The organism is Pseudomonas sp. XS1P51 (genome assembly GCF_054897845.1).
This window is the reverse complement of record NZ_CM142707.1, coordinates 4,054,646-4,080,745: the sequence shown is the minus strand read 5'-3', so window position 1 is coordinate 4,080,745 and position 26,100 is coordinate 4,054,646. Positions and strand designations below refer to the sequence as shown.

Genomic DNA, 26,100 nt, shown 5'->3' with positions numbered 1-26,100 from the left:
AACAGCAGGTATAGCCGACGGCAACGGAGGGCACCGATGGATCATCGTACAAAAGGTTTCACGCTGATCGAGTTGCTGGTCGCGCTGGGGATCTTTCTGATCCTGATCACCCTGGTGGTGCCGGCGTTTACCGATTCGGTGCAAAGCACCAAGGCCGACACCGAGATCGGCGATCTGCAACGGGCTCTGAATTACGCCCGGCTGGAGGCGATCGACCGGGGCACCACCACCCGGGTTCGACCGACGGCGGATGACAGCGTCTGGACCGGGGAGTTGACGGTCTATGACGGTAAGGGCGATCAAGCCAATGTATTGCGGGTTGTTCCAGCGATGAGCAGCGGGGCGACTCTGACGCTAACCTCAGGAGTGACCTCCATCGATTTCAACAGCCTGGGCGGCTTGTCGGCATCGCCCACGGCGATGGTGATCAGTTATGTACGGGGGGCGCAAAACAGGACGCTGAATGTGTGTTTGAACGGACGAATTCTATTGGGTGGAAGTTGCGGATGAGGGGATGGAGCAAACGTGCGCAGGGGGGCATGACGCTGATAGAAGTCCTGGTTGCGTTGTTGATTCTGAGCGTGGGGCTATTGGGGGCGGCGGCGATTCAGCTCAATGCGTTGAAGTATACCGACAGCTCGCGGATGACCAGCCAGGCCAGTTTTATCGCCTACGACATGATGGACCGCATTCGTGCCAACTCCGCTGCCGATTACACCGTCACGCCACCGACCTCGGGCAACCCGAGCGTCGCCCGGGATCAGGACCTCTACGACTTCACCACCAACATCGTCAATTTCGGCGGTGCCACCGCGACCGGCAGCATTGCCCTCAATGAGCGGGTGTACACCATCACCATCACTTGGGACGACTCACGGGCCGACAATGTCGACAATTCCCGTCGCACCTTCGTCCTCACCAGCCGTGCCACTGCCGACCCGCTGGCTGCGCCATGAACCAGTCCAATCGAGGTTTCGGCCTGATCGAGTTGCTGATCGCCTTGGCGTTGAGCCTGATCGTGGTGCTGGGCGTGGCGCAGATTTTCATCGCGGCCAAGAACACTTATGTCAGCCAGAACACTGCCGCCGGCATGCAGGAAGATGCGCGTTTTGTGCTGAGCAAGCTGATTCAGGAAATTCGCATGGTCGGCATGTTCGGTTGCCTGAGCAAGATTGACGTAGGCGAGGCCGCTGAGTTCGCTGCTGCCCAGGCAACGCCCATCAGTTGGGACAACGACAACCACAAGCTGATCCTGGTGACGGCGGATGTTGGTGATGGCGGGGCACCGATCTGGACGGTGGTTTCCGAATGTCGGGCCAGCCCCACCGCCGGTGCCACTGCCTACAATGGCGCGCGGCCGCCGGGACAATTGACGTCAGGGCAACTGGCGTTTCCGATACGGCGGCTGATCTACAGTTTCAAAAACAATCAGTTATTGATGGGCACTGGAACCGGTTCGCCGACTCAGGCAGTGCTGGTGGACAACGTCAGTGCGTTTGATGTGACGTTCGGCCTCGCCCGTACGGCCGACGACTTTGCCACCTCCAGTTACAGCAGCAACCCTGCCGATCCGCAGTTAATCCGTAGTGTGCGCCTGACCCTGACCCTCTCGGACCCAAAACAGCGGGTGCGCGATCAAACCTTCAACGTGGTTGCCGCCTTGCGCAACCGACTGCCATGAGGGAAGGGGCGATGTTCTCAATGAGCTCTCACGCCCAGCGCGGCATGGCGCTGCTGGTGAGCCTGGTGTTTCTTCTGCTGCTGACGCTGATCGGTCTTTCATCGATGCAGAGCGCCACCTTGCAGGAAAAAATGGCCGGCAGCGTGTCCTTGCGCAACCAGTCGTTCCAGAGTGCGGAGGCGGCGTTGCGTGTTGGTGAAAGTGCGGTGGAGCTGAAGACCTACGAGTTACCGCTGTGTAGCAATACCACCAGATGTGCGCCGCCGGCGGAGGCGTTGCTAATCACCGCTGCCGGGTTCAATGCCGACTCGGGTGTGACCTGGATCGCCTCCGGAAGTGGCTTTTACGGGGTACAGAACATTGGCGTCACCAGTGCCGCGGTGAACATGGAGGGCGATCCCGTGACGCTGTACCGCGTAACTGCCGTGGGCATCGCGGGCAACTCGCGCAGTGTGTTGGAGAGTATTTATGCGAAGCACTGAAAGGCGCGCCAGGTGGTGGCAGCTGTTTTGCGGCGTGCTGTTGGGTTTGTATCTCTGCGCGCCGGCCTATGCCTTCACACCGTCGGATTCACCGTTGTTGAACGCCGCTGCCGTCGCGCCGAACGTGATGCTGTTGATCGACGACTCGGGGAGCATGAACAACATCATCTACGCCGCGGGATTCGACCCGACGATGAGCCGGACCCCGGCCCGGCAATGCAATGCGGTGCAGGGTTTGTGTGTGGATTTCTCCAACATCACCGGTGACACGATCTTTCTTTCCAGCCTGCCGACGTCCGGCTGCTCCAACGGTTACTACGCGTTCTACAACAACAGCCCCGCGCCCTTGTGCCTCAAGCTGCCTGACCCGGTAGGCAGCGGAAATACCCGATATTCTGCTGATTACATTTCGTACCTGGTGGGACTGGCCATCGGCGGTAGCTCCCGCGATTTCACTACCGGCTCAATCCCCACCGATTACCGGATGAACGTAGCGCGCAACGTATCCACCGATCTGGTGACCGGTAACCGCGGGCTGCGTATAGGCCTGGCGACGTTCAACCTGGTCACCAGCAACAATGCCGGCAATGGTGGCTACATCGCCCGTCCCATCAGCGATCTGTCGGTGGAGAGCAACTTCAACGACCTTGTCGCATCGATCAAGGGCTTGTCTGCTGTCGCCAATACCCCACTGGCGGAAGCCTACTACGAGGTCACCCGTTACATGCGCGGTATGGCGCCGTTCTACAACTCGACGCCTGCCACCTACACCAGTCCGATTCAATACCGGTGCCAGAAAAACTACGGTGTGGTGATCACCGACGGTTTGCCCACCTACGACCGGACCTTCCCGACCAATCCCGCCGATCCTTTGGGTGGTACCCGGCTACCTGACTGGGACGGTATAAACAACGACGGCCCCGGTGGCGACAATGAGGGCGATACGCTTTATCTGGATGACATTGCCAAGTTTGCCTTCGATATCGACATGCGCACGACCGGTGTCGATTCGGCGAACAAAAACTGGGACGCCGTGGATTTTCCAAAGCAGAACATGAACACCTACACCGTGGGTTTCGCCACCGCGAACCGGATGTTGTCGGACGCGGCGACTTACGGGCAGGGCAAGTATTACCAGGTAACCGACCGTGCAGGACTCAACAGTGCCCTATCGTCGGCGCTGAGGGACATCACCTCCAAGGCCGGCTCCGGCGGCAGCGGCGTCGCCAACGGGACCATCGTGGCCAGCGACTCGAGTTACTTCCAGGCCAGCTACGATCCCAAGGACTGGCGAGGCACGATCAAGGCTTACGGTTTCACCTCCACTGGCGAGGTCAACACCGCCTCGGTGTTGTGGACCACTGACACCGCCATCGTGCCCGGTGTCGCGGCGCCAACCTATCAATCGTGGAATACCCTGACCAACGCGGCGGTGACCCTGGCCTACACCAGTTTTTCCCCTGCCCAGCAAACATCCCTCAGTCAGGGTTTACCCACCGGCGTCACCGGCAGCGATCTGGTGGAGTGGAGCAAGGGCACCCACAAGGCCGGTCTGAAAGTGCGCAGTGTACTGCTTGGCGACATCATCAATTCGCCGCTGGCCCTGGCGTCACCTACGGATAAAACCGCGTCCGATTTGTCGGGTGACACCACCTACAGCACTTACTTGGCAACCAAAGCAACAACCATGAGCGCCAGCCTCGTGGTGAACGCCAACGACGGCTTTGTAAACGTCATCAACGCGACCAATGGCACACGGCGATACGCGTACATGCCGTCCAGCGTGTTGCCGTCCCTGCGCTATATCGCCGACACCGCTTACATAAACGGGGTCAGCCACAAGTTTTTGGTGGACGGCCAGGTGGGCGTGTTCGATGCCCAGCTCGGCAGTGCCTGGAAAACTCTCGCACTGGGTGGGACAGGGGCGGGCGGACGAACGTTCTATGCGCTGCAACTGTTCGATGCATCGGCCGGTAATGTGACCAGGGCGCTGTGGGAAATCAGCGCACCGACCCCAGCAAACCCGAAGAACGATTTCAATGATCTGGGTTATGCCTACGCACGACCGGAAGTGGCACGCTTGGCTGACGGTCGATGGGCGGCTTTTATTTCCAATGGATATGGCAGCAATTCTGGGGTGGCGGCGCTGTACGTGGTGGATATCCGCGACGGCTCGCTGATCAGGGAAATCGTGGTCGACAGCAGCGAAACCACTAATGGGCTGTCCTCGGTGAAGCTCAAGGTCAACTCGCAGAATGTGGTGCAGGCGGCCTATGGCGGTGACCTGAAAGGGCGACTATGGAAGTTTGATTTGAGCGCCGGTCCGGGCTCGTGGGACCTGGCATTTTCGCGTAAGCCGTTGTTCACCACGGCGGGCGGTGCCACGCAGCCGATCACTGCGCAACCGTTGCTGGCGGACAATCCTCAGGGCGGCCAAGTAGTGTTTTTCGGCACCGGTAAATTCAACGAGACCGCTGACAAGACCAACAAGGATCAGCAAGCGATCTACGCGGTGTGGGACGCGGAGGGAGGGGCCGGACAGATCACAACGTCGAGTTTGCAGGTGCAAACGGTGACGGGTGTGTTCTCGGGCAGCGCTGGGCAATTCATCACCACCAGCCAGAATGAGGTGACCTATCCGGCCAGGAAGGGCTGGTACCTGCCATTGGTATACAGCAACGTGCTGACCGGTGAGCGGGTGATCAATCAGGCCAACCTAGTGGGAGGCCGGATCGTTTTTACCACGGCCAGCGTGGACACCACGGACCCTTGTGCCAGCTTCGGCACGGGCAAATTGGTCGAACTGGATGCGTTCAGCGGTAAGATGCTCAATTACGCGGTGCTCGACACCAATGGCGACGGGCAGGTCGACAGCAACGACACGGTGTCCAGCGGGGTGATTTTCACCGGTGGTATCCCGACCTTGAATTCCATCGTCAATAACGCGACCCGCAAGATCGTGAGCGACTCCAGTGGCGGCGTGACCACGCTGGTGGAAAAGCCCGGCGGCGGTATCAACCGTCGCATCATGTGGCGACAAATACAGTAAGTGAGAGTTGAGGCATGCGCAGATCCAACCGAGGTTTTACCCTGATCGAAATCATGATCGTGATTGCGATCATCGGGATCGTCATCACCATAGGCTACCCGAGCCTCACCGAGTACGTGAAAAAGGGGCGCCGTGCCGAAGTCGCCGGCCTGCTCTCCGAGCAGGCGCAGCTCCTCGAGCGTTCTTATTCGAAGAGCAATGTCTACACCAACACCGCAGGCCTTAGCGCCGGCAATGACTTTTACACCATTACCCAGACCCTGACCGATCAGACCTTCCTGCTGACGGCCGTTCGCAAGTCCGGCAAAGCCATGGAGACCGACAAGTGTGGGGATTTCACCCTCACCAACACCGGCGTCAGAAGTATGGTTAATGCAGCACCCGGGCTCGAAACCAAAGATTGCTGGGGGCGTTGAGTTCCTTTCTCGGGCGCCTTTTTGCGCCCTCTGTCTATTGAACGGTTGGATCAGAACATGACCAGGCAACAGCAAGTGGTGATTGTCGGCGGCGGCGTGATTGGCCTGCTGACGGCCTTCAATCTCGCGTCCGAAGTGCAGAGCGTTGTGCTGCTGGATCGTTCGAACGTTGGCCAGGAGTCTTCCTGGGCCGGCGGCGGAATCGTTTCGCCGCTCTATCCTTGGCGCTACAGCCCGGCGGTCACCGCGCTGGCCCATTGGTCCCAGGACTTTTATCCACAGCTGGGCGAGCGCCTGCTTGCAGCGACCGGAGTCGATCCCGAGGTGCACACCACCGGCCTGTACTGGCTCGATTTGGATGATGAGGCCGAGGCGCTGGCCTGGGCCGAACGGGAAAACCGGCCGTTGCGGGCTGTGGATATCTCGGCGGTACATGATGCGGTGCCGGTGCTCGGTGCTGGTTTCTCCCGGGCGATCTACATGGCCGATGTGGCCAATGTGCGTAATCCGCGGTTGGTGAAGTCCCTCAAGACGGCATTGCTGGCGCTGCCTAACGTGACGATTCATGAGCAAAGCGAAGTCAGCGGGTTTATCCGTGAAGGCGCTTCGGTGGTCGGGGTGCAGACCTCGACGGGTGTCATTCACGGTGATCAGGTGGTTCTGACCGCCGGTGCATGGAGCGGTGATTTGCTCAAAAGCCTGGGGCTGGACCTGCCGGTCGAGCCGGTCAAAGGGCAAATGATTCTTTACAAGTGCGCGGCGGACTTCCTGCCGAGCATGGTTCTGGCCAAGGGGCGTTATGCGATTCCCCGGCGCGACGGGCACATTCTGGTTGGCAGTACGCTGGAGCATGAAGGCTTCGACAAGACGCCGACCGAATCTGCCCTGGAGAGTCTGAAGGCGTCGGCGCAGGAGTTGATTCCCGCGTTGGCGGATGCCGAGGTCGTGGGGCATTGGGCCGGATTGCGCCCGGGTTCGCCCGAGGGGATTCCTTACATTGGCCGGGTGCCAGGGTTTGATGGGCTCTGGCTCAACTGCGGACATTACCGTAACGGGCTGGTGTTGGCACCGGCGTCGTGTCAGTTGTTTGCGGATGTGATGTTGGGGAGGGCGCCGATTATTGATCCGGCGCCGTATGCACCGGCCGGGCGAATCTGATCGCTAGACATTGTTGCTTGTCAGAACGCTATCGCGAGCAGGCTCGCTCCCACAGGGTCTGTGGTGAACACAGAATCCGAGACGCCTCAGATCAACTGTGGGAGCGAGCCTGCTCGCGATGAGGCCCTCAATCCAGCCCGAATTTCTTCAGCCGATAACGCATCGACCGGAATGAGAGATTCAACCGCTGCGCCGCCGCCGTGCGGTTCCAGCGGGTTTCTTCCAGGGCCTGGAGGATGATTTTGCGTTCGACGTTCTCCAGATAGTCTTCCAGGTTATCGATCTGCGTCAGGTCCGGCGCGCCACTTTCTGCCGTGCAGTTACCCTCGATCAGTCGCAGGTCGCTGGCTTCGATCTGTTTGTTCTCGCATAGGGTGTGAGCCCGTTCCAGCACGTTCTCCAGTTCCCGCACGTTACCCGGAAAACGGTAGCTTTTCAGCGCATCGAGGGCTTGCGGGTGGAGTTTTGCGGCGGGTTGGCCGGTGTCGGCGGCCAGGCGCTTGAGCACATGGCTGGCCAGCGACTCGATGTCGTCGCGACGTTCGCGCAAGGGCGGAACCCGCAGTTCGATCACATTGAGCCGGTAGTACAAATCCTGCCGGAAGCGTTCGGCAGCGACTTCGGCGTCGAGGTCTTTGTGGGTGGCGCACAGGATGCGGACATCGACCACGATTTCCTGCTGCCCGCCGACACTGCGCACGGCTTTTTCCTGAATGGCCCTCAGCAGCTTGACCTGCATCGCCAGTGGTAAATCAGCCACTTCGTCGAGGAACAGGGTACCGCCATTGGCCGCCTGGAACAGTCCGGGTTTGTCTTCGATGGCACCGCTGAAGCTGCCTTTTCGATGTCCGAAAAACTCGCTTTCCATCAATTCCGTCGGAATCGCGCCGCAGTTGACTGGGATGAACGGTTGGTTGGCGCGCGGCCCTTGCTCATGAATCAGCCGCGCGACCAATTCCTTGCCACTGCCGGATTCGCCGCTGATGTACACCGGTGCCTGGCTGCGGGCCAGTTTGCCGATGTGTTTGCGCAGGTGGCGCATGGGCAATGAATTGCCCAGCAGCCGCCGATCAATGACGCCCCCCGGTACAGGCATGCGTAGGGCGCTGGTGACGAGTTCCCGCAAACGGGTCAGGTCCACCGGTTTGGTCAGGAAGTCAAAGGCGCCGGCCTTGAGGGCGTTGATCGCCGTTTCCAGGCTGCCATAGGCGGTAATCATTGCCACCGGTACTTGTGGATAACGTTGCTGAATGTGTTGCACCAGCTCAAGGCCGGTGCCATCCGGTAGGCGCATGTCGGTCAGGCACAGATCGAACGTTTCCCGCGTCAGCAGGGCCTGGGCTTCTGCAAGATTGCGGGCACTGAAGGTATCGAGTTTCATCCGTCCCAGGGTAATTTCCAGGAGTTCGCGGATATCCGGCTCGTCGTCGACGATCAGGACTTTTTGCCGTGGGCTCATGTTCAACTTTGTTTCCGTCCGTGCGCAAAGGTGATGCGAAAGCAGCCGCCGCCTTGGCGTGGTTTGAAGTCTAGGCGGGCCTGGTTGCTTTCACACAGCTCACGGGACAGATAAAGCCCCAGGCCAGTGCCCTGGCTGCTGGTGGTGAAGAACGGTTCGAACAACTGCGTTTGATCGTCCGGTGCCACGCCAGGGCCATCATCCAGGACTTCGAGAGTCGGCAGCTGGCTATCGGGGTCGATGTACAACTCAAACCAAGCCTGTGCCCGGTCGTGGCTCAGGGCGCTATGGCGCCAGGCGTTACGCAACAGGTTGTCGAGAATCTGGGTCAGTTGGGCCGGGTCCATCAGGGTTTTGAAGTCGCCCGAGTCGATGCGCAGGTGAACCTCCTGGCGCTCGGTCGCCCCCTCACGGGTTTCGGCGACGAACTGTTCCAGCCAAGGCTTCAGATCGAGCCTTTGCGGCACGGTTTGCTGGCGGCGGGACAGTTGCAGGACGTTTTCGATGACTCGATTCATTCGCTGAGAGTGGTCTTGAATAATCTGCGTCAGACGTTGATCCGCGCCGTTCAGTTCCTCTGATTCTTGTAATAGCTGCGCGGCATGACTAATGGCACCCAGTGGATTGCGGATTTCATGGGCGATGCCGGCGGTCAGGCGGCCGAGGGCGGCGAGTTTCAGTTGTTGGGCTTGCTGGACGATCTGGGCGATGTCTTCAAGAAACACCAGTGTCTGATGGTGGGGGCTTTGGTCCAGGGCAATAAAGCTGGGTTGCAGCTCCAGACCACTACTGGCGACGTTCAGGCTCTGGGGGCGTAGCGTCGGATTGTTGAACCACAGTTGCAGGCGTTCGACCAGAGGGGGTGAGCAGTCGTCGATCCGTTGGCCTTCGAGATGGTCCCGACCCAACAGGGTCAAGGCGCTGTGGTTGGCCAACTGCACCCGCCGCTGGTCATCGAGCACCAGAATTCCGGTGCGCATGCGTTGCAGGATCAACCCGTTGAGGGCTTCGAGGCCGACCACTTCACTGGCTCGTTGCTCGGCCAGGGTTTCGCTGACTTCCAGGCGTCGGGTCAAACCTTGCACCAGCAACGCCGCGGCAAAACACAGGGCGCCGAGGGTGCCGACTTGCAGGTAATCGTTGGGACTGGAGGGGTGGCTGAGGCTCAGCAGGAAGCTCAGCCCTACGATGCCGAGTGCGCCAATGGCGGCAATCAGCAGACCGATGCGCCCGCGCAACAAGGTGTTGCTGATGGCCACCGATACGATCAGCAGGTTGCCAATGCCGCTGGCCACACCGCCGGCGGCGAAGAAAAGGCCGCACAGCAGCAGGACGTCGGTCAGCGCCAGGCTGAACAGTTGCGCCGGGCGGCGGGTGTTCTCGAAGAAGACCACCAGCAGGATATTCAATACCAGGTACAACCAACTGCCACTGCGCAGCAGGTCGTCATTGCTGGACGTCAGCAATCGGTTGTCCAGGTTGCTGGAAATCAGCAGCACCAGGGTGATACCGACGCTTAAACGGTAGAGGTGATAAAGGCGCAGCAGTCGCTGAGCCTGTTTGCTGCCGGGACTGGACGTCTCAGCGATCACTGGCACCCGGGCCTTGCTCAAGGTGAGCCTGGCTGCAATACCACTGTTGTTGAAGGTTCAGTGCGCGGTCACGGGGCAGGTGTACGCCACAATGAGCGCAACGGACCATGGGGGCGGCTTCCAGTTCGGCGGAGGACTTGGGGGCAGACGCCGAACCCTTGAACTTGCGCCAGAACCATACCGCAGCGGCAATCAGGGCGATCCAGAACAATAAACGAAGCATGGTGAGCTGCTTTTTGGCTAGTGATTAGCCAGTTTAGCCAAGGACATGACACGCGCACAGCGGTATAAAACGCCGCAATAAAAAAGGGAGACTCAAGAGTCTCCCTTTTGCACCACCGGTCGTGTCAGTCGAACACGCCGAAGGTCATGTAGCTGAACCACGAGCGGTCGCTGTTGTTGGCTTCCGACTCGTGTTCCTCTTCTTCGATCACGTCGCCATTTTCATCTTTAGGCTTGAGATCGTTCGGGATCGCGTCCTTGGCATCCTGGAACTGCTTCTGCACGTCCTGGTTGGCGCGGGTTTCGCCCGGCGGCAGCGGCGGACGGGATTCGATCAGGCCCAGGGTCGCCTTGCTCAGCCACGAACGGTTGTCGGCTTCGGCTACCGATGGCACGAACTGACCGTCCACCAGGCTTGGGTGGTTCGGGTAGTTGAGCTTCAGGGTTTCGAGGCTGGTCGCGGCCAGTTCGTCCAGGTGCAGACGCTGGTAGGCCTCGGTCATCACCGCCAGGCCGTCGGCGACCGAAGGGGTTTCCTGGAAGTTTTCCACTACGTAACGACCACGATTCGCGGCAGCGACATAGGCCTGACGGGTCAGGTAGTAGTCGGCAACGTGAATCTCGTAGGCCGCCAGCAGGTTGCGCAGGTAAATCATGCGCTGCTTGGCATCCGGCGAGTAGCGGCTGTTCGGGAAGCGGCTGGTCAGCTGGGCGAACTCGTTGTAGGAGTCGCGAGCAGCGCCCGGGTCACGCTTGGTCATGTCCAGCGGCAGGAAGCGCGACAGCAGGCCGACGTCCTGGTCGAAAGACGTCAGACCCTTGAGGTAGTAGGCGTAATCCACGTTCGGGTGCTGTGGGTGCAGACGAATGAAACGCTCGGCGGCGGACTTCGCAGCCTCAGGCTCGGTGTTCTTGTAGTTGGCGTAGATGAGCTCGAGTTGAGCCTGATCGGCATAGCGACCGAACGGATAACGCGACTCCAGCGCCTTCAGCTTGGCTGTGGCGGCGGTGTAGCTATTGTTGTCCAGATCGTGCTGAGCCTGCTGGTACAGCTCGACTTCGCTCAGGTTTTCGTCTACGACTTCCTTCGATGAGCAAGCAGCGGTCAATGCGAGGATGGCGATCAGCAGCAGGTGTTTCACTTGCATGGCGGCTTGCGTCCCTATGACGGCCGCTGTCTTGGGCGGGGCCGTCCTGTTATGATGAGCGCCCCGTTGAATAGCCTCGGGGCAAAAGACGCCGTATTTAACCACAAGCGCGCAGCCGAAACCAAAGGCTGTGCCGACGCCTAGTCTGAGCATGTCCGATAAAATTGAACTTCGCGCAGAGGTGCCGTCCGAATTGGGCGGCCAACGCCTCGATCAAGTCGCCGCACAATTATTCGCTGAGCACTCGCGCTCGCGCCTTTCCGCCTGGATCAAAGACGGCTGCCTGACTGTGGATGGGGCGGTTATCCGCCCGCGAGACATCGTTCACGGTGGCGCCATTCTTGAGTTGACTGCCGAGCAGGAAGCTCAGGGCGAATGGATCGCTCAGGACATCGAGCTGGACATCGTCTATGAAGATGACGACATCCTGGTCATCAACAAGCCTGCTGGCCTGGTGGTGCACCCGGCTGCCGGTCATGCTGACGGCACCTTGCTCAACGCCTTGCTGCACCACGTGCCGGACATCATCAATGTGCCCCGCGCCGGTATCGTGCATCGCCTGGACAAGGACACCACCGGTCTGATGGTGGTGGCCAAGACCATTCAGGCGCAGACACAGCTTGTCACGCAATTGCAGAGCCGCAGCGTCAGCCGGATCTACGAATGCATTGTGATCGGTGTGGTGACGGCGGGCGGCAAGATCAACGCGCCGATCGGTCGTCACGGTCAGCAGCGCCAGCGCATGGCCGTGATGGAAGGTGGCAAGCAGGCTGTCAGCCATTACCGCGTGCTTGAGCGTTTCCGCTCCCACACGCATGTGCGGGTGAAGCTGGAAACCGGTCGTACGCACCAGATTCGTGTGCACATGGCTCACATCAACTTCCCGCTGGTCGGAGATCCTGCCTACGGCGGTCGTTTCCGTATCCCGCCGGCAGCCAGTGTGACCATGGTCGAATCGTTGAAGGCTTTTCCGCGTCAGGCGCTGCATGCGCGGTTCCTGGAGCTGGATCACCCGACGACCGGTAAACGCATGAGCTGGGAATCGCCACTGCCGGACGACTTCGTCTGGTTGCTGACGCTGCTCAAGCAAGACCGCGAGGCGTTCATCGGATGAGTGACTGGCTGATTCCCGACTGGCCTGCGCCTGCCGGGGTGAAAGCCTGCGTTACCACCCGTGCGGGCGGCGTCAGTCTGGCGCCGTTCGACAGCCTCAACCTCGGCGATCACGTTGACGACAGCCCCGAAGCTGTTGCCGAAAATCGCCGTCGCCTGACCGATCATTTCTCTATTCAGCCAGCTTGGTTAAAGCAGGTTCACGGCATCGCCGTGGCCCACGCAGACCGAGGCCTTACGGCCACTGCCGACGCGAGCTGGACAGCAACACCCGGTATTGCCTGCGCGGCGATGACCGCCGACTGCCTGCCGGCACTGTTTTGCGACCGTGCCGGCACGCGTGTGGCGGCCGCTCATGCTGGCTGGCGCGGGTTGGCGGCGGGCGTGCTGGAAGCCACGCTCGACAGTCTGGCCGTGCCACCTGCCGAAGTGCTGGTCTGGCTCGGCCCGGCCATCGGCCCGCAAGCCTTTGAAGTCGGCCCCGAAGTGCGCGAAACCTTCGTCCGGCAACTGCCTGAAGCCGCCAAAGCCTTTGTGCCGAGTGCCAATGCCGGCAAGTTCATGGCCGATATCTATGAGCTGGCGCGTTTGCGTCTGGCCGCTCGTGGTGTAACGGCCGTCTACGGTGGTGGTTTCTGCACCGTGACCGATCCGCGCTTCTTTTCTTTCCGCCGCAGTCCACGCACCGGTCGGTTTGCCTCCCTGATCTGGCTTCAGGTGCCCTGTCTCACCAATACTGTTCCTTTTTGACGGCGTCTGTTGCCGTCATGCTGCGTTGCCGCTCCTCGCCATAGCGAGCTATGACTCGTCGCGGCGCCTTGCCTGACGACAACAGCCACTCGTCAAAAGAGGAACGTATTGACGAGACAGGGCACCCGCTAGACTTCTCTGATCTACATCAACTGTACGACGCTTGAAACTCCCAGAATCGACCACATCTATAACGGTATCTGGCAGGTTTCTTCATTCAGGATGTTTTATAGGTCCGGCCTGCTCAAAAGGAAGGTGACCCATGCGTATAGACCGTTTAACCAGCAAGTTGCAGTTAGCCTTGTCCGACGCCCAATCCCTGGCCGTCGGTCTCGATCATCCGGGCATTGAACCGGCGCATTTGATGCAGGCCATGCTTGAACAGCAGGGTGGTTCGATCAAACCCCTGTTGATGCAGGTAGGTTTTGATGTCAACAGCCTGCGTAAAGAGCTGACCAAAGAGCTCGACCGGCTGCCGAAAATCCAGAATCCGACCGGCGACGTCAACATGTCGCAGGATCTGGCACGCCTGCTCAATCAGGCAGATCGCCTGGCTCAGCAGAAGGGCGACCAGTTCATTTCCAGCGAACTGGTGTTGCTCGCCGCCATGGACGAGAACAGCAAGCTTGGCAAATTGTTGCTCGGCCAGGGTGTCAGCAAGAAAGCCCTGGAAAACGCGATCAACAACCTGCGTGGCGGCGAAGCCGTCAATGATGCGAACCACGAAGAGTCGCGCCAGGCACTGGATAAATACACCGTCGACCTGACCAAGCGTGCCGAAGAAGGCAAGCTCGATCCGGTGATCGGCCGTGACGACGAAATTCGCCGGACCATCCAGGTGCTGCAACGTCGCACCAAGAACAACCCGGTACTGATCGGTGAACCCGGCGTCGGTAAAACCGCCATCGCCGAAGGCCTGGCGCAGCGCATCATCAACGGCGAAGTGCCGGATGGCCTCAAAGGCAAACGCCTGTTGTCCTTGGACATGGGGTCGTTGATTGCGGGCGCCAAGTACCGTGGCGAGTTCGAAGAGCGCCTCAAATCCCTGCTCAACGAACTGTCGAAGCAGGAAGGGCAGATCATTCTGTTCATCGACGAATTGCACACCATGGTCGGCGCGGGCAAGGGCGAAGGCTCGATGGATGCCGGCAACATGCTCAAGCCTGCGTTGGCTCGCGGTGAACTGCACTGCGTCGGCGCGACCACGCTCAATGAGTATCGCCAATATATAGAGAAGGACGCCGCTCTCGAGCGACGCTTCCAGAAAGTGTTGGTGGACGAGCCGAGCGAAGAAGACACCATCGCCATCCTGCGTGGCTTGAAAGAGCGTTACGAAGTTCACCACAAGGTGGCGATTACCGACGGTGCGATCATTGCGGCGGCCAAGCTCAGTCATCGCTACATCACTGATCGTCAGTTGCCGGACAAGGCCATCGACCTGATCGACGAAGCGGCCAGCCGCATCCGCATGGAGATCGACTCCAAGCCGGAAGTGCTGGACCGTCTGGAGCGTCGCCTGATTCAGTTGAAGGTGGAATCCCAGGCGCTGAAGAAAGAAAGCGACGAAGCGGCGATCAAGCGTCTGGAAAAACTCCAGGAAGAAATCGTTCGTCTCGAGCGTGAGTACTCGGACCTCGAAGAAATCTGGAACGCGGAAAAAGCCGAAGTCCAGGGTTCTGCGCAGATCCAGCAGAAAATCGAACAGTCCCGTCAGGAACTGGAAGCCGCGCGCCGTAAAGGCGACCTGAACCGCATGGCCGAGCTGCAATACGGGGTGATCCCGGACCTGGAGCGCAGCCTGCAAATGGTCGACCAGCACGGCAAAAGCGAAAACCAGTTGCTGCGCAGCAAGGTGACCGAAGAAGAGATCGCCGAAGTCGTGTCGAAGTGGACCGGCATTCCGGTGTCGAAAATGCTCGAAGGCGAGCGCGACAAGCTGATGAAGATGGAAAGCCTGCTGCATCAACGCGTCATCGGCCAGGACGAAGCGGTTGTTGCCGTTTCCAACGCGGTGCGGCGTTCGCGAGCCGGGTTGTCCGACCCGAATCGTCCGAGCGGTTCGTTCATGTTCCTCGGCCCGACCGGTGTCGGTAAAACCGAGCTGTGCAAGGCGTTGGCCGAGTTCCTCTTTGATACTGAAGAGGCGATGGTGCGGATCGACATGTCCGAGTTCATGGAGAAACATTCCGTGGCTCGACTGATCGGTGCGCCACCAGGCTACGTAGGCTATGAAGAGGGCGGTTACCTGACCGAGGCGGTGCGTCGCAAGCCTTACTCGGTGATCCTCCTGGACGAGGTCGAGAAGGCTCATCCGGATGTGTTCAACATCTTGCTGCAAGTGCTGGAAGATGGTCGCCTGACCGACAGCCATGGCCGCACGGTGGATTTCAAAAATACCGTGATTGTCATGACGTCCAACCTGGGCTCGGTGCAGATCCAGGAACTGGTCGGTGATCGTGAGGCTCAGCGCGCGGCGGTGATGGATGCGATTTCCACGCACTTCCGGCCGGAGTTCATCAACCGGGTCGACGAAGTGGTGATCTTCGAACCATTGGCTCGGGATCAGATCGCGGGCATTACCGAGATCCAGTTGGGTCGTCTGCGCAGCCGCCTGACCGAGCGGGAGCTGACGCTCGACCTCAGCCCTGAGGCCATGGATAAGCTGATCGCAGTCGGTTACGACCCGGTGTATGGCGCACGGCCGCTCAAACGAGCGATCCAGCGCTGGATCGAAAACCCGCTGGCGCAGCTGATTCTGTCGGGTCGTTTCATGCCCGGCGATACCGCCAAAGGTGTCGTGGAAAACGACGAAATCGTCTTCGTCTGATCCGTGGCGGCAGCAAAATAGAAGAGGCCTCGCATTGCGAGGCCTTTTTTTCGTCAGGTTGTTGAACTGAAAGGAAAAGGCTTGTAAAGTGCGCCCCGCAGTAAGTCACCCGGAAGGGTTTCTGCTCCCCAAGCAGGAATCTGAAATAAGTTGCAAATCATTAACTTGAATGCAATTTAAGGGGTTGACAGAGGTGCTTAAGATTGTAGAATAGCGCGCCTCAGACACACGAACGCAGCGATGCGAACGGGTCGAAGAGGTGAAGCAAGCTTCACAGTTGTAAATTGAAATATGTAGTTCCGTGATAGCTCAGTCGGTAGAGCAAATGACTGTTAATCATTGGGTCCCAGGTTCGAGTCCTGGTCACGGAGCCAATTTCAAACCGGGGTATAGCGCAGTCCGGTAGCGCGCCTGCTTTGGGAGCAGGATGTCAGGAGTTCGAATCCCCTTACCCCGACCATTTTTTGGGTCGTTAGCTCAGTTGGTAGAGCAGTTGGCTTTTAACCAATTGGTCGTAGGTTCGAATCCCACACGACCCACCATTTTTGAAACCAGTTAACGCTGGAATCGAATCTTAAGATCAGACGCCAAAAGCTCTGTTCGCAGAAGGCGCCTTTCAAGGGTGCCTTTTTTTTACCGGGGTATAGCGCAGTCCGGTAGCGCGCCTGCTTTGGGAGCAGGATGTCAGGAGTTCGAATCCCCTTACCCCGACCATATTAAAAATCCTCGTATCGAAAGATACGGGGATTTTTTTGTCTTCGAAAAAAGATCACTTCATTCATCGTACAACTTGCCGATAATGAGCTGACGGGGTACTGCCGAAACAACGCCCCTAATCCAGGTCACTACAAGAAAGGGCGTTTGTTATGTTGCTTCGTCAGTTGAATATTGCTCCTCGGGCAGCCTTGGGGTTTGCCTTGATTGCCGTCCTAGTGGCGCTGCTCGGGGTTTTCGCCCTGGGACAGATGTCGAGCATTCGCGACAGCGAGGTGGCCGTGGAGAAGCAATGGCTGCCGAGTATCCGCGGCGGCGACGAGATCCGCGAAATCATGCTGCGTATCCGCACCATCTCCCTGCGCATGGCGCTGGATCAGGACCCGAAGAACATTCCTGTCTACCGTGGCCAGATGGATACCCGCGACAAAGAGCTGAGCGACAAGATTGCGGCCTATGACCAGTTGGTCAATACCGTCGAAGGCAAGGCGTTGTATGACCAGTTCAAAACCACCTTCGCGGCTTATCGTGCTGGCATTGCGCAATCGTTCTCCCTGGCCGAACAGGGGCGCCGTGACGAACTGACCAAGCTGCTGCTGGTGGACATGAAAACCGTGGTCGATGGTTCCGGCAAACAGCTCAATGACCTCGCGGAGTTGTTCGCCAAACAAGTCGCCGCGGAAAGCCAGAAATCTGAAGCGCACTACGAAACGTCGCGGATGATCGTCAGCCTGTTCATCGCGCTCTCAGCGTTGGCCACTGTCGGCCTGGCAATGTTGCTGACCCGAAGTATCGTCAAGCCCTTGGGTGAAGCGTTGAATGCCGCGGAAAACGTGGCCCGAGGCGATCTGACTCGCCCCATCGAAACCCATGGCAGCGACGAAGTGAGTCGCTTGCTCAAGGCCCTCGCGACCATGCAACACAACCTGCGTGAAACCTTGCAGGGCATCAGCGGTTCGGCGGCGCAATTGGCGACGGCGGCTGACGAGTTGAATGCCGTCACGCTCGATAGCACTCAGAACCTGCAGCAGCAGAACAACGAGATCGAACAGGCCGCCACCGCCGTTACCGAAATGACCACGGCGGTGGAGGAGGTTGCTCGCAACGCGGTGTCTACCTCTGACGCCACGCGCCAATCCAGCGAGTCCGCCCATGTTGGCCAGGAACGCGTCAGCGAAACGGTCAGTGCCATCGGTGCTCTCGCCAGCGATGTGCAGATCACAGGCGGGTTGGTGCAATCCCTGGCCGACCAGTCCCAGGGCATCGGTAAAGTCCTGGATGTGATTCGTGCCATTGCCGAACAAACCAACCTGCTGGCCCTCAACGCCGCCATCGAAGCCGCGCGTGCAGGGGAGAGCGGTCGGGGTTTTGCGGTGGTTGCCGACGAAGTTCGGGCCCTGGCTCATCGCACACAACAATCGACCCAGGAAATCGAACAGATGGTTCAGGGCATGCGCACCGGCTCAACGCAGGCGCTCGACTCCATGCAAGCCAGCTCGACCCGCGCGGCCAGTACGTTGGCCTTGGCGGAGCGTGCGGGTGAGGCGTTGCAGACTATCACTGCGTCGGTTCACCAGATCCATGAGCGTAACCTGGTGATCGCCAGTGCTGCCGAAGAACAGGCTCAGGTGGCACGTGAAGTTGACCGCAACCTGGTGAACATTCGCGATTTGTCGGTGCGTTCCGCTGCCGGGGCAGATCAGGCCAGCGCCTCCAGCCATGAGCTTTCACAGCTGGCCAATTCGTTGCGCACCATGGTGCAGCGCTTTCAGGTGTAAGTCCGCCGGATGAAAAAAGCCCCGCTTCTCGATGGAGAAGCGGGGCTTTTTTATTGGGGATTAGCTGTTGTCTTTCAGGTGCTCGAACAAGCCTTTTGGCATTTTTTTGCCATTGGCTTCGTAGTTGGCTTTCACGTTATCAAAAGCCTCTTGTTCGTCGATCTGACCGTCATGGTTGGTGTCGATCTTGTCGAAGTCGGCCTTGGGCGCCACTTTCAGAAATTCCGCACGGGAGACCTTGCCGTCGCCATCGGTGTCGGTGCGAGCCATCGATTCATCGCCACACTTGCCTTCGCCACATTTGCCTTCAGGGGTTTTCACGACCTGTTCGGCCGAGGCCAGCAGGTAGCCCTGGGTCAGCGGCTGCGAGGCGAACACGGAGCCGGACAGCATCATGCCACCGGCCAGAACGGCGCCGAGCAGGCCAATGGTGTTCTTGCTGAGAGTGGTGGTACGGGACATTTAAAATCTCCTGGGTTGCACGACACAACCGTTCGATAAAGGACGCCACGTAAGTGCGGCGATAACCTGTGCAGGCGGGGTGCCTTGCTCGGGTGTGGCTATTTAGCGGGAGTGGTGTATCGCTACTGTGTCGCGCGTGGGGGGAGTTTGTAAGCGACGGGGCGGAATCGGGGTGAGAGATACAGTGAGACACAGAAGTGTTTGGTCGGACCGAAGTGCCTGCGTCATCAGCAATTGCTTCAAAGCCATGCCGGGAGATAAGTGGCATAATGGGCTTTTTCGGTTGCAAGGCTAAGGGAGTACCCTGCCTGGCAATCCAGGTTCATCGCCCCGCGGGCGGTTATGCCGTACTGGAGGGCAAGCAGCACTCTATTGGGGTGGGCATCGCCAGTACAGGAAGCTATTCGGATCACGCCAGCCAAGAAGCAAGCGCTTACCCGGAAATGGCAAGACAGATATGCGAAGAAAAACATCAACAATGGGTGGTGATCCCCGGTTAGTTGAAGTGTTAACCGCTTAAGAATTTAGTTAATGGGAGTTTTACCTGATGTCGGGCATTAAACGGGCGAGTGTTGGCAAGTTCAAAAGCAGAGAGGCTCTAATTGGTATCGTTGGGCTAGGTTATGTCGGTCTGCCTCTGATGTTGCGTTATAACGCTATCGGCTTTCGTGTGCTAGGCATCGATATCGATGAGGCTAAAGTCTCCCGGCTGAATGACGGGCAAAGCTATATCGAGCATATCCCTGCCGAGAAAATTCAGAACGCCCGTCAAAGCGGCTTCGAAGCCACCACAGATTTCCAGCGCGCGAGCGAATGCGACGCCTTGATCCTGTGCGTGCCGACCCCCCTGAACAAGTACCGTGAACCGGACATGAGCTTCGTGATCAACACCACTGAAGCGATAAAACCCTATTTGCGCGAAGGGCAGGTCGTCTCTCTGGAGAGCACCACCTATCCAGGGACTACCGAAGAAGAGTTGCTTCCGCGGGTTCAGGAAGGCGGGTTGACGGTGGGTGAAAACATCTTCCTCATCTATTCGCCAGAGCGTGAAGATCCGGGCAATCCAGACTTTGAAACTCGGACTATTCCCAAGGTGATCGGCGGGCACACTCCGGCTTGCCTGGAAGTGGGTATCGCATTGTACGAGCAGGCAATTGACCAGGTCGTGCCGGTCAGCTCCACCAAGGCTGCCGAACTGACCAAGTTGCTGGAAAATATCCACCGCGCGGTGAATATTGGCCTGGTCAACGAGATGAAAGTGGTCGCTGATCGTATGGGGATCGATATCTTTGAAGTGGTCGATGCGGCTGCGACCAAGCCTTTCGGCTTCACGGCTTTCTACCCAGGGCCGGGACTCGGTGGGCATTGCATCCCGATCGACCCGTTCTACCTGACCTGGAAGGCTCGCGAGTACGGTTTGCACACACGTTTCATCGAACTCTCCGGCGAGGTCAACAAGGCCATGCCCGAATATGTCGTCAGCAAGCTGATGGATGGCCTCAACAACAGCAGCAAGGCCTTGAAGGGCAGCAAGGTGTTGGTGCTCGGTATTGCCTACAAGAAAAACGTGGACGATATGCGTGAATCGCCTTCCGTCGAGATTATGGAGTTGCTCGAAGCCAAGGGCTGTGTGGTGGCTTACAGCGACCCGCATGTTCCGGTTTTCCCGAAGATGCGGGAGCACCACTTCAATCTGTCGAGCGAAGCGCTGACCGCTGAAAATATTGCGAGCTTCGACGCCGTTGTTCTGGCCACCGATCACGATAAATTCGACTATGAGCTGATTCGCCAGCATGCACGGTTAGTGATCGATAGTCGCGGCAAATACCGCACCCCTGAAGCTCATATCATCAAAGCCTGATTGCTGGAGTGTTCCTTTTGAAACGTTTCGCCCTTATCGGCGCCGCCGGTTACATCGCCCCACGGCATATGCGCGCAATCAAAGACACGGCTAACGAGTTGGTGTCGGCTTATGACATCAATGATTCCGTGGGGATCATTGACAGCCTGTCTCCGCAGAGCGAATTCTTTACCGAATTCGAGCGTTTCATCGAACACGCCTGGCAGCTCAAGCGTAATCCAGCTACTGCTCTGGACTACGTCGCCGTCTGCTCGCCCAACTACCTGCACCACTCGCATATTGCGGCCGGCTTGCGCCTTGGCTGCGATGTGATTTGTGAAAAACCGCTGGTACCTACTCCAGAAATTCTGGATGAACTTGCCCAAGTCGAGCGTGAGACCGGCAAGCGCGTTTACAACATCCTGCAACTGCGTCATCACCAGGCAATTCTCGACCTCAAGCAAAAGGTTGCCAGTGAAGCCCGCGACGGCAAGTACGATGTAGAACTCACCTACATCACTTCCCGAGGCAAGTGGTACATGGAGAGCTGGAAGGGCGATCCGCGCAAATCTTATGGGGTCGCGACCAATATCGGCGTGCACTTCTACGACATGCTGCATTTCATCTTCGGCAAGCTGCAGCGTAATGTTGTGCACTTCGCCAATGATTACAAAGCCGCTGGCTACCTCGAATACGAAAAAGCACGCGTGCGCTGGTTCCTGTCGATCGATGCCGATGACCTGCCGGATTCGGTCAAAGGTAAAAAGCCGACCTACCGTTCCATCACGGTTGACGGTGATGAGATGGAATTCTCCGAAGGCTTTACCGACCTGCACACCACCAGTTATCGGGAAATTCTCGCCGGTCGTGGCTACGGTATCGAAGATGCGCGTCACTGTGTCGAGACCGTGAACACCATTCGTTCGTCCGCCATCGTTACGCCGCAGAACGACGAGGGCCATCCTTTCCTTGCAACCCAGAGTCGCTGAGGCAGGCATGAACTATCAGATTCATCCTTCCGCGATTGTCGATGAGGGTGCGCAGATCGGTGACGACTCGCGGGTGTGGCACTTTGTGCATGTCTGCGGTGGCGCACGTATTGGCAGAGGCGTGTCCCTCGGGCAGAACGTCTTTATCGGTAACAAGGTGGTCATTGGCGACAACTGCAAGATTCAGAACAACGTTTCGGTATACGACAATGTCACGCTCGAAGAGGGCGTTTTTTGTGGTCCGAGCATGGTATTTACCAACGTCTACAACCCGCGTTCTCTGATCGAACGTAAAAACGAGTACCGCGACACTCTGGTAAAAAAGGGCGCAACGCTGGGTGCCAATTGCACCATCGTCTGTGGTGTCGCGATCGGCGAGTATGCTTTCGTCGGTGCCGGTGCTGTGATCAACAAGACTGTACCGGCCTACGCCTTGATGGTCGGTGTGCCGGCTCGGCAAATCGGCTGGATGAGCGAATTCGGTGAACAGTTGGACTTGCCGCTGGAAGGCGATGGAGTTGCTATTTGCGAGCACAGTGGTGCGCGTTACATATTGAGCGGTAAAACGCTGGTCAAGGAGGCCGCGCAATGATCGAGTTTATTGACCTCAAGATCCAGCAAGCCAGAATCAAGGACAAGATCGATACTGGGATCCAGCGTGTCCTGGCACATGGCCAATACATCCTCGGTCCAGAAGTGGCAGAGTTGGAAGAACGTCTTGCCGCTTTCGTCGGGGCCAAGCATTGCATCACCTGCGCAAACGGCACCGATGCGTTGCAGATCGCGCAGATGGCGTTGGGTATCGGTCATGGGGATGAAGTGATCACGCCTGGCTTCACCTATATCGCTACTGCAGAAACCGTTGCATTGCTGGGTGCCAAACCTGTCTACGTCGACGTTGATCCGCGCACTTACAACCTCGATCCGACTCTGCTGGAAGCGGCGATAACACCGCGCACCAAAGCGATTATTCCGGTGTCTCTGTATGGGCAATGTGCGGATTTTGACGCGATCAATGCCATCGCTGCCAAATACGGCATTCCGGTGATCGAGGATGCGGCGCAGAGTTTCGGTGCGTCCTATAAAGGCACGCGTTCCTGTAATATGACGACTATCGCCTGTACCAGCTTTTTTCCGAGCAAGCCGTTGGGCTGTTACGGCGATGGCGGAGCGATCTTTACCAACGACGAGCCGCTAGCTGTTGTCATGCGTCAAATTGCCCGTCATGGTCAGGATCGCCGCTACCACCACGTGCGTGTTGGGGTGAACAGTCGTCTGGATACTCTTCAGGCGGCCATTCTTTTGCCCAAGCTGGAAATCTTCAACGAGGAACTGGTGCTGCGTCAGCAGGTAGCTGAGCGTTACGGCCAGCTGTTCGGTGAGGTTGGGATTGCTGTGCCATATGTAGAGACTTGCAATAGCAGTGCCTGGGCCCAGTTCACGGTGCAGGTAAGTCAGCGAGATAAGGTCCAGGATCAACTCAAAGCACTGGGTGTACCCACCGCCGTGCATTATCCGATCCCTCTCAATCGTCAGCCTGCAGTCAAGGATGAAACGGCTGAGTTGCCTGTCGGTGATGCTGCTGCCTCCCGTGTTATGAGCTTGCCGATGCATCCATATATTGATGAGGCGGCATTGCAATCCATTGTCTGCGCGTTGAGCGAGTGCCTGCGAGTGGCGACATCACCTTGACATCTAGGTCGACCTGCCAAAAGGGGCCCGGAGGTCTATAAGCTTGGGGGGCGGGTCTTCTCTTTAGCATTGGGACTGCATCACGCTTGCTACAGCCATTTCCATTGCGCAGCTGATTCTGGGTTTATGGATCACTTGCCAATCTCTTTTGCCGGAACGCCAAAAAATTTTGACCCGGCAGGGACATCACGATTTACAAAACTCATGGCTCCAATAATTGCACCGTCACCGATGCTCACCCCCATTTGGATAATGGAATTCGGGCCAATATAAACACCGTCACCTATTTTGGTTGGTTTTCGGCTTATTTCAGCCTTTCCAAGAGATGTGCTCCACTCTACTGTGTGATGTGTGTATATCTGAACTCCAGAACTAACAGAGACATAACTTCCTATTTCGAGTCCGCCAGAGCCGTCGAGTACAACATTTGAGCCTATCCAAGTGTTGTTTCCTACTTTCACATCTCCAATGATGAGTACGTTGTTATAGCAGGATGTGCCTTCTCCAAATCCATAGAATTTGGCTGTTTCCCATCGATCCGAAACCAGGTCGTTTATTGATACATGTCGTTTAAATTTGGAAAATATCTCGGCGCGTAAGTGTTTTATTGTTTTTTTCAGTTGCATAAGGAATGCATCTTCTGGCTTTTCTGGTGATGCATTTAAATAGTTTTTTTTAGTCATTTTTTTTTCCAGTTCATTGAAAAAAGTAAAATTTTTTCAGCTTAATTCCATACGAGTATAACGCTCTCGGCATTCTTCTAGGTAGTTGTCGCGTGCCTTCTACAGCCCAATCGCATGGCTCTCGGCTGCTCGTTCACGGTACGTTACACCTTGCTCATCGGGCGATTGCGATGGTCGCTAGATAGACGTTTGGTACGTCCTGTGTCCGGCTGGACGCGTAATTCGGAAGGCTGTCGGGCGACCTCCATCACTGGTTCGGCCTACGGAGGCGACGGTGAGGCTGGGGCGGCTCTGATGGTCCCAGGCGCATTGAGTCGTTAGTGATGCCTGATGGAAGTGAACACCAGTTATGAGATTGGGCCGGGTTGCTGATAAAGTGACGGTCATTTTTGAGATTGCCTAAGTCAGGAGATTGAAAATTAAAGTTCCCTTCATTGATCTCAAGCGCTTGGAGCCCGGGCTCCATGCCGCGTTGATGGAAAAATTCCACGCGATGACGATCAACGCACAGTTCATCGGTGGTGCCGAAATTGTAGCCTTGGAGTCACGCTTGCAGTCGGAGCTGCAAGTGGCTCATGCAGTGAGCTGTGCAAACGGTACGGATGCTCTTCAACTGGCCCTGCGTGCAGTGGGCGTCGGTGAGGGGGACGTGGTACTGGTTCCGAACGTGACCTTCTGGGCAACCTTCGAAGCGGTCGTCAACGTAGGCGCGAAACCAATCACCGTTGATGCCGACATTACTGATGGGGGCGTCAGTTTTGCTGCGTTCGAACAGGCTATTTGCGAGGCATCGCCCAAGGCCGCGATAATTGCTCATCTGTACGGTTGGGGCGGTGCGCGCTTGCAGGATCTGCGCGATCTCTGCAAGAAGCACTCCGTGTCCCTGATCGAGGATGGCGCTCAGTCGTATGGCGCTGAATTCCGTAACGAACCGATCTGCAAGGGTGCGTTCATTTCCACCACCTCCTTCTATCCCGCCAAGGTTCTGGGTGGTGCTGGCGATGGTGGTGCGGTGTTCACTAACGACCCTGCTTTGGCGGAAAAGGTTCGGCGCCTCGGTAATCATGGACGCACCGCTCATTATGGTTATGGCGACGTGGGTTGGAATTCACGTCTGGATTCGCTGCAGGCGGCCTTCCTTAACCTGTCCTTGGATCATATCGAGCAACGCATTGCATCCCGTCGCGAGTCGGTCGCGTTTTACAAAGATGCTCTGCGTTCAACTGGCATCGAGCTAATGTCCGCGCCGGCCTCTTACAAAGAAAATGGTTACTGCAATGTCTGCCTGGTACCTGATGCAAATACCAAGATCGCGTTGGAGTCTGCACTCAAGGCTGCGGATATCGGCTTTGCGAATATCTATCCCGGCGTCATGTCGAGCCAGCCGGGCGCTGCCGCCTTTATCAAGGGGCACTTCGGTGGTCAGGTAGGCGAGCAGCTGTGTGCTTCGGTGCTTAACCTGCCACTGTTCCCGTACATGACCTCGGAGGAACTACAGAGTGTGGTGTCTGTGGTTCGTGCGACGCTGGGAGGAGGCGCTCATGGCAAATGACGTCTATGTCCATCCGACGGCAAATATCTCGGACAAGTCCAGTATTGGTCAGGGCACCAAGGTCTGGATCAACGTCCAGATCCGCGAAGATGTGGTGATCGGTGAAGGGTGCATTCTGTCCAAAGACGTTTATATCGACCACGCTGTGAAGATCGGAAATCGTTGCAAGATCCAGAACAGTGTCTCGGTCTATAACGGTGTCGAGATCGGTGATGACGTCTTCGTCGGCCCCAACGCTTGTTTCACCAATGACAAGGTGCCACGCGCTTTCAATGCCGATTGGTCCATCACCCCGACTTTTGTGCGGAGCGGTGCCAGTATCGGTGCCAACGCGACCATCGTCTGCGGTATCACCATCGGTGAATACGCCATGGTTGCAGCCGGTAGTGTCGTTACTAAAGATGTTCTGCCTTACACCTTGGTCATGGGTAATCCTGCTCGCGCGGTCGCCAAGATCGACAAGGAAGGCAATCGCGTTTCCGGAGACGTTTGA

23 protein-coding genes, 4 tRNA genes and 1 pseudogene are annotated in these 26,100 nt (G+C 57.7%); 22 read left to right on the top strand and 6 right to left on the bottom strand.

What is annotated here, in order from left to right; all coding sequences use genetic code 11:
• Positions 1 to 36: 36 nt before the first annotated feature.
• Genes ACYZUD_RS19010 through thiO form a run of 7 tightly spaced genes read left to right on the top strand, consistent with a single transcriptional unit; the run spans position 37 to position 6,786 of the window.
• On the top strand, positions 37 to 510 hold the full coding sequence (locus tag ACYZUD_RS19010; RefSeq protein ID WP_462019664.1) for a GspH/FimT family pseudopilin: 474 nt from the start codon (positions 37 to 39) through the stop codon (positions 508 to 510).
• On the top strand, positions 507 to 956 hold the full coding sequence (pilV, locus tag ACYZUD_RS19005; protein ID WP_462019663.1) for a type IV pilus modification protein PilV: 450 nt from the start codon (positions 507 to 509) through the stop codon (positions 954 to 956). The genes ACYZUD_RS19010 and pilV overlap by 4 nt, the downstream gene beginning before the upstream one ends.
• Positions 953 to 1,681: a PilW family protein gene (locus ACYZUD_RS19000; protein ID WP_462019662.1), complete on the top strand. Its 729-nt coding sequence runs from the start codon at positions 953 to 955 to the stop codon at positions 1,679 to 1,681. Before pilV ends, ACYZUD_RS19000 begins: the two co-directional genes overlap by 4 nt.
• 20 nt (positions 1,682 to 1,701) lie before the next feature.
• Positions 1,702 to 2,163 carry a pilus assembly PilX family protein gene (locus tag ACYZUD_RS18995; protein ID WP_462019661.1) on the top strand — a complete coding sequence of 154 codons (462 nt, stop codon included), beginning with the start codon at positions 1,702 to 1,704 and terminating at the stop codon, positions 2,161 to 2,163.
• Positions 2,150 to 5,212 carry a pilus assembly protein gene (locus ACYZUD_RS18990; protein WP_462019660.1) on the top strand — a complete coding sequence of 1,021 codons (3,063 nt, stop codon included), beginning with the start codon at positions 2,150 to 2,152 and terminating at the stop codon, positions 5,210 to 5,212. The genes ACYZUD_RS18995 and ACYZUD_RS18990 overlap by 14 nt, the downstream gene beginning before the upstream one ends.
• A gap of 14 nt (positions 5,213 to 5,226) precedes the next feature.
• Entirely contained in the window at positions 5,227 to 5,628 is a 402-nt protein-coding gene (locus tag ACYZUD_RS18985) for a type IV pilin protein (protein ID WP_462019659.1), read from the top strand.
• A 57-nt stretch (positions 5,629 to 5,685) separates the two neighbouring features.
• Positions 5,686 to 6,786 carry a glycine oxidase ThiO gene (gene thiO, locus ACYZUD_RS18980; protein ID WP_462019658.1) on the top strand — a complete coding sequence of 367 codons (1,101 nt, stop codon included), beginning with the start codon at positions 5,686 to 5,688 and terminating at the stop codon, positions 6,784 to 6,786.
• 127 nt (positions 6,787 to 6,913) lie between these two features.
• Here the strand turns inward: thiO and ACYZUD_RS18975 are convergent, their stop codons facing one another.
• The 4 genes from ACYZUD_RS18975 to ACYZUD_RS18960 form a co-directional block, all read right to left on the bottom strand.
• Positions 6,914 to 8,245 carry a sigma-54-dependent transcriptional regulator gene (locus ACYZUD_RS18975; protein WP_462019657.1) on the bottom strand — a complete coding sequence of 444 codons (1,332 nt, stop codon included), beginning with the start codon at positions 8,243 to 8,245 and terminating at the stop codon, positions 6,914 to 6,916.
• A gap of 2 nt (positions 8,246 to 8,247) precedes the next feature.
• Entirely contained in the window at positions 8,248 to 9,837 is a 1,590-nt protein-coding gene (locus ACYZUD_RS18970; RefSeq protein ID WP_462025074.1) for a sensor histidine kinase, read from the bottom strand.
• On the bottom strand, positions 9,827 to 10,060 hold the full coding sequence (locus ACYZUD_RS18965) for a PP0621 family protein (protein WP_462019656.1): 234 nt from the start codon (positions 10,058 to 10,060) through the stop codon (positions 9,827 to 9,829). The genes ACYZUD_RS18970 and ACYZUD_RS18965 overlap by 11 nt, the downstream gene beginning before the upstream one ends.
• A 124-nt stretch (positions 10,061 to 10,184) precedes the next feature.
• The gene (locus ACYZUD_RS18960; protein WP_462019655.1) at positions 10,185 to 11,207 is read right to left on the bottom strand and encodes an outer membrane protein assembly factor BamD; all 1,023 of its coding nucleotides are present in this window, start codon (positions 11,205 to 11,207) and stop codon (positions 10,185 to 10,187) included.
• A 151-nt stretch (positions 11,208 to 11,358) separates the two neighbouring features.
• Here ACYZUD_RS18960 and rluD point away from each other — a divergent pair, with 151 nt between their 5' ends.
• The 9 genes and pseudogenes from rluD (at position 11,359) to ACYZUD_RS18915 (ending at position 18,389) form a co-directional block, all read left to right on the top strand.
• Positions 11,359 to 12,321 (top strand): 23S rRNA pseudouridine(1911/1915/1917) synthase RluD, encoded by a 963-nt coding sequence (gene rluD, locus ACYZUD_RS18955; RefSeq protein WP_462019654.1) that lies wholly within the window; start codon positions 11,359 to 11,361, stop codon positions 12,319 to 12,321.
• A complete protein-coding gene (gene pgeF, locus ACYZUD_RS18950; RefSeq protein ID WP_462019653.1) occupies positions 12,318 to 13,070 on the top strand; it encodes a peptidoglycan editing factor PgeF in 753 nt (250 codons plus the stop codon). The genes rluD and pgeF overlap by 4 nt, the downstream gene beginning before the upstream one ends.
• Positions 13,071 to 13,332: 262 nt before the next feature.
• Positions 13,333 to 15,897 (top strand): ATP-dependent chaperone ClpB, encoded by a 2,565-nt coding sequence (clpB, locus tag ACYZUD_RS18945; protein WP_462019652.1) that lies wholly within the window; start codon positions 13,333 to 13,335, stop codon positions 15,895 to 15,897.
• Between the two features lie 298 nt (positions 15,898 to 16,195).
• Positions 16,196 to 16,271: transfer RNA gene (locus ACYZUD_RS18940), tRNA-Asn, on the top strand.
• A 9-nt stretch (positions 16,272 to 16,280) separates the two neighbouring features.
• Positions 16,281 to 16,357, top strand: a tRNA-Pro gene (locus tag ACYZUD_RS18935).
• Positions 16,358 to 16,363: 6 nt separating this feature from the next.
• Positions 16,364 to 16,439 (top strand) — tRNA-Lys (locus ACYZUD_RS18930).
• Between the two features lie 95 nt (positions 16,440 to 16,534).
• Positions 16,535 to 16,611: transfer RNA gene (locus tag ACYZUD_RS18925), tRNA-Pro, on the top strand.
• A gap of 152 nt (positions 16,612 to 16,763) precedes the next feature.
• Positions 16,764 to 17,486: pseudogene (locus tag ACYZUD_RS18920) on the top strand (MCP four helix bundle domain-containing protein); the annotation flags it as partial.
• Positions 17,487 to 17,525: 39 nt separating this feature from the next.
• The gene (locus tag ACYZUD_RS18915) at positions 17,526 to 18,389 is read left to right on the top strand and encodes a methyl-accepting chemotaxis protein (RefSeq protein WP_462025073.1); all 864 of its coding nucleotides are present in this window, start codon (positions 17,526 to 17,528) and stop codon (positions 18,387 to 18,389) included.
• Between the two features lie 60 nt (positions 18,390 to 18,449).
• Here ACYZUD_RS18915 and ACYZUD_RS18910 read toward each other — a convergent pair whose 3' ends face one another.
• Positions 18,450 to 18,851 (bottom strand): HvfA family oxazolone/thioamide-modified RiPP metallophore, encoded by a 402-nt coding sequence (locus ACYZUD_RS18910; protein WP_462019651.1) that lies wholly within the window; start codon positions 18,849 to 18,851, stop codon positions 18,450 to 18,452.
• Positions 18,852 to 19,398: 547 nt separating this feature from the next.
• On the opposite strand from ACYZUD_RS18910, the gene wbpA reads away from it, so the two are divergent.
• Genes wbpA through ACYZUD_RS18890 form a run of 4 tightly spaced genes read left to right on the top strand, consistent with a single transcriptional unit; the run spans position 19,399 to position 23,372 of the window.
• Positions 19,399 to 20,712: a UDP-N-acetyl-D-glucosamine 6-dehydrogenase gene (gene wbpA / locus ACYZUD_RS18905; protein ID WP_462019650.1), complete on the top strand. Its 1,314-nt coding sequence runs from the start codon at positions 19,399 to 19,401 to the stop codon at positions 20,710 to 20,712.
• A gap of 17 nt (positions 20,713 to 20,729) precedes the next feature.
• Complete coding sequence (wbpB, locus tag ACYZUD_RS18900; protein ID WP_462019649.1) at positions 20,730 to 21,680, top strand: UDP-N-acetyl-2-amino-2-deoxy-D-glucuronate oxidase; 951 nt, start codon at positions 20,730 to 20,732, stop codon at positions 21,678 to 21,680.
• A gap of 7 nt (positions 21,681 to 21,687) precedes the next feature.
• Positions 21,688 to 22,272, top strand: a complete 585-nt coding sequence (gene wbpD, locus ACYZUD_RS18895; RefSeq protein WP_462019648.1) for a UDP-2-acetamido-3-amino-2,3-dideoxy-D-glucuronate N-acetyltransferase — start codon at positions 21,688 to 21,690, stop codon at positions 22,270 to 22,272.
• On the top strand, positions 22,269 to 23,372 hold the full coding sequence (locus tag ACYZUD_RS18890) for a DegT/DnrJ/EryC1/StrS family aminotransferase (RefSeq protein WP_462019647.1): 1,104 nt from the start codon (positions 22,269 to 22,271) through the stop codon (positions 23,370 to 23,372). The genes wbpD and ACYZUD_RS18890 overlap by 4 nt, the downstream gene beginning before the upstream one ends.
• 131 nt (positions 23,373 to 23,503) lie before the next feature.
• On the opposite strand, the gene ACYZUD_RS18885 is transcribed toward ACYZUD_RS18890, so the two are convergent.
• Complete coding sequence (locus tag ACYZUD_RS18885) at positions 23,504 to 24,055, bottom strand: acyltransferase (protein WP_462019646.1); 552 nt, start codon at positions 24,053 to 24,055, stop codon at positions 23,504 to 23,506.
• Positions 24,056 to 24,467: 412 nt separating this feature from the next.
• On the opposite strand from ACYZUD_RS18885, the gene ACYZUD_RS18880 reads away from it, so the two are divergent.
• Both ACYZUD_RS18880 and ACYZUD_RS18875 read left to right on the top strand, forming a co-directional pair.
• Positions 24,468 to 25,607 (top strand): DegT/DnrJ/EryC1/StrS family aminotransferase, encoded by a 1,140-nt coding sequence (locus ACYZUD_RS18880; RefSeq protein ID WP_462019645.1) that lies wholly within the window; start codon positions 24,468 to 24,470, stop codon positions 25,605 to 25,607.
• The gene (locus tag ACYZUD_RS18875; protein ID WP_462019644.1) at positions 25,597 to 26,100 is read left to right on the top strand and encodes an acyltransferase; all 504 of its coding nucleotides are present in this window, start codon (positions 25,597 to 25,599) and stop codon (positions 26,098 to 26,100) included. Before ACYZUD_RS18880 ends, ACYZUD_RS18875 begins: the two co-directional genes overlap by 11 nt.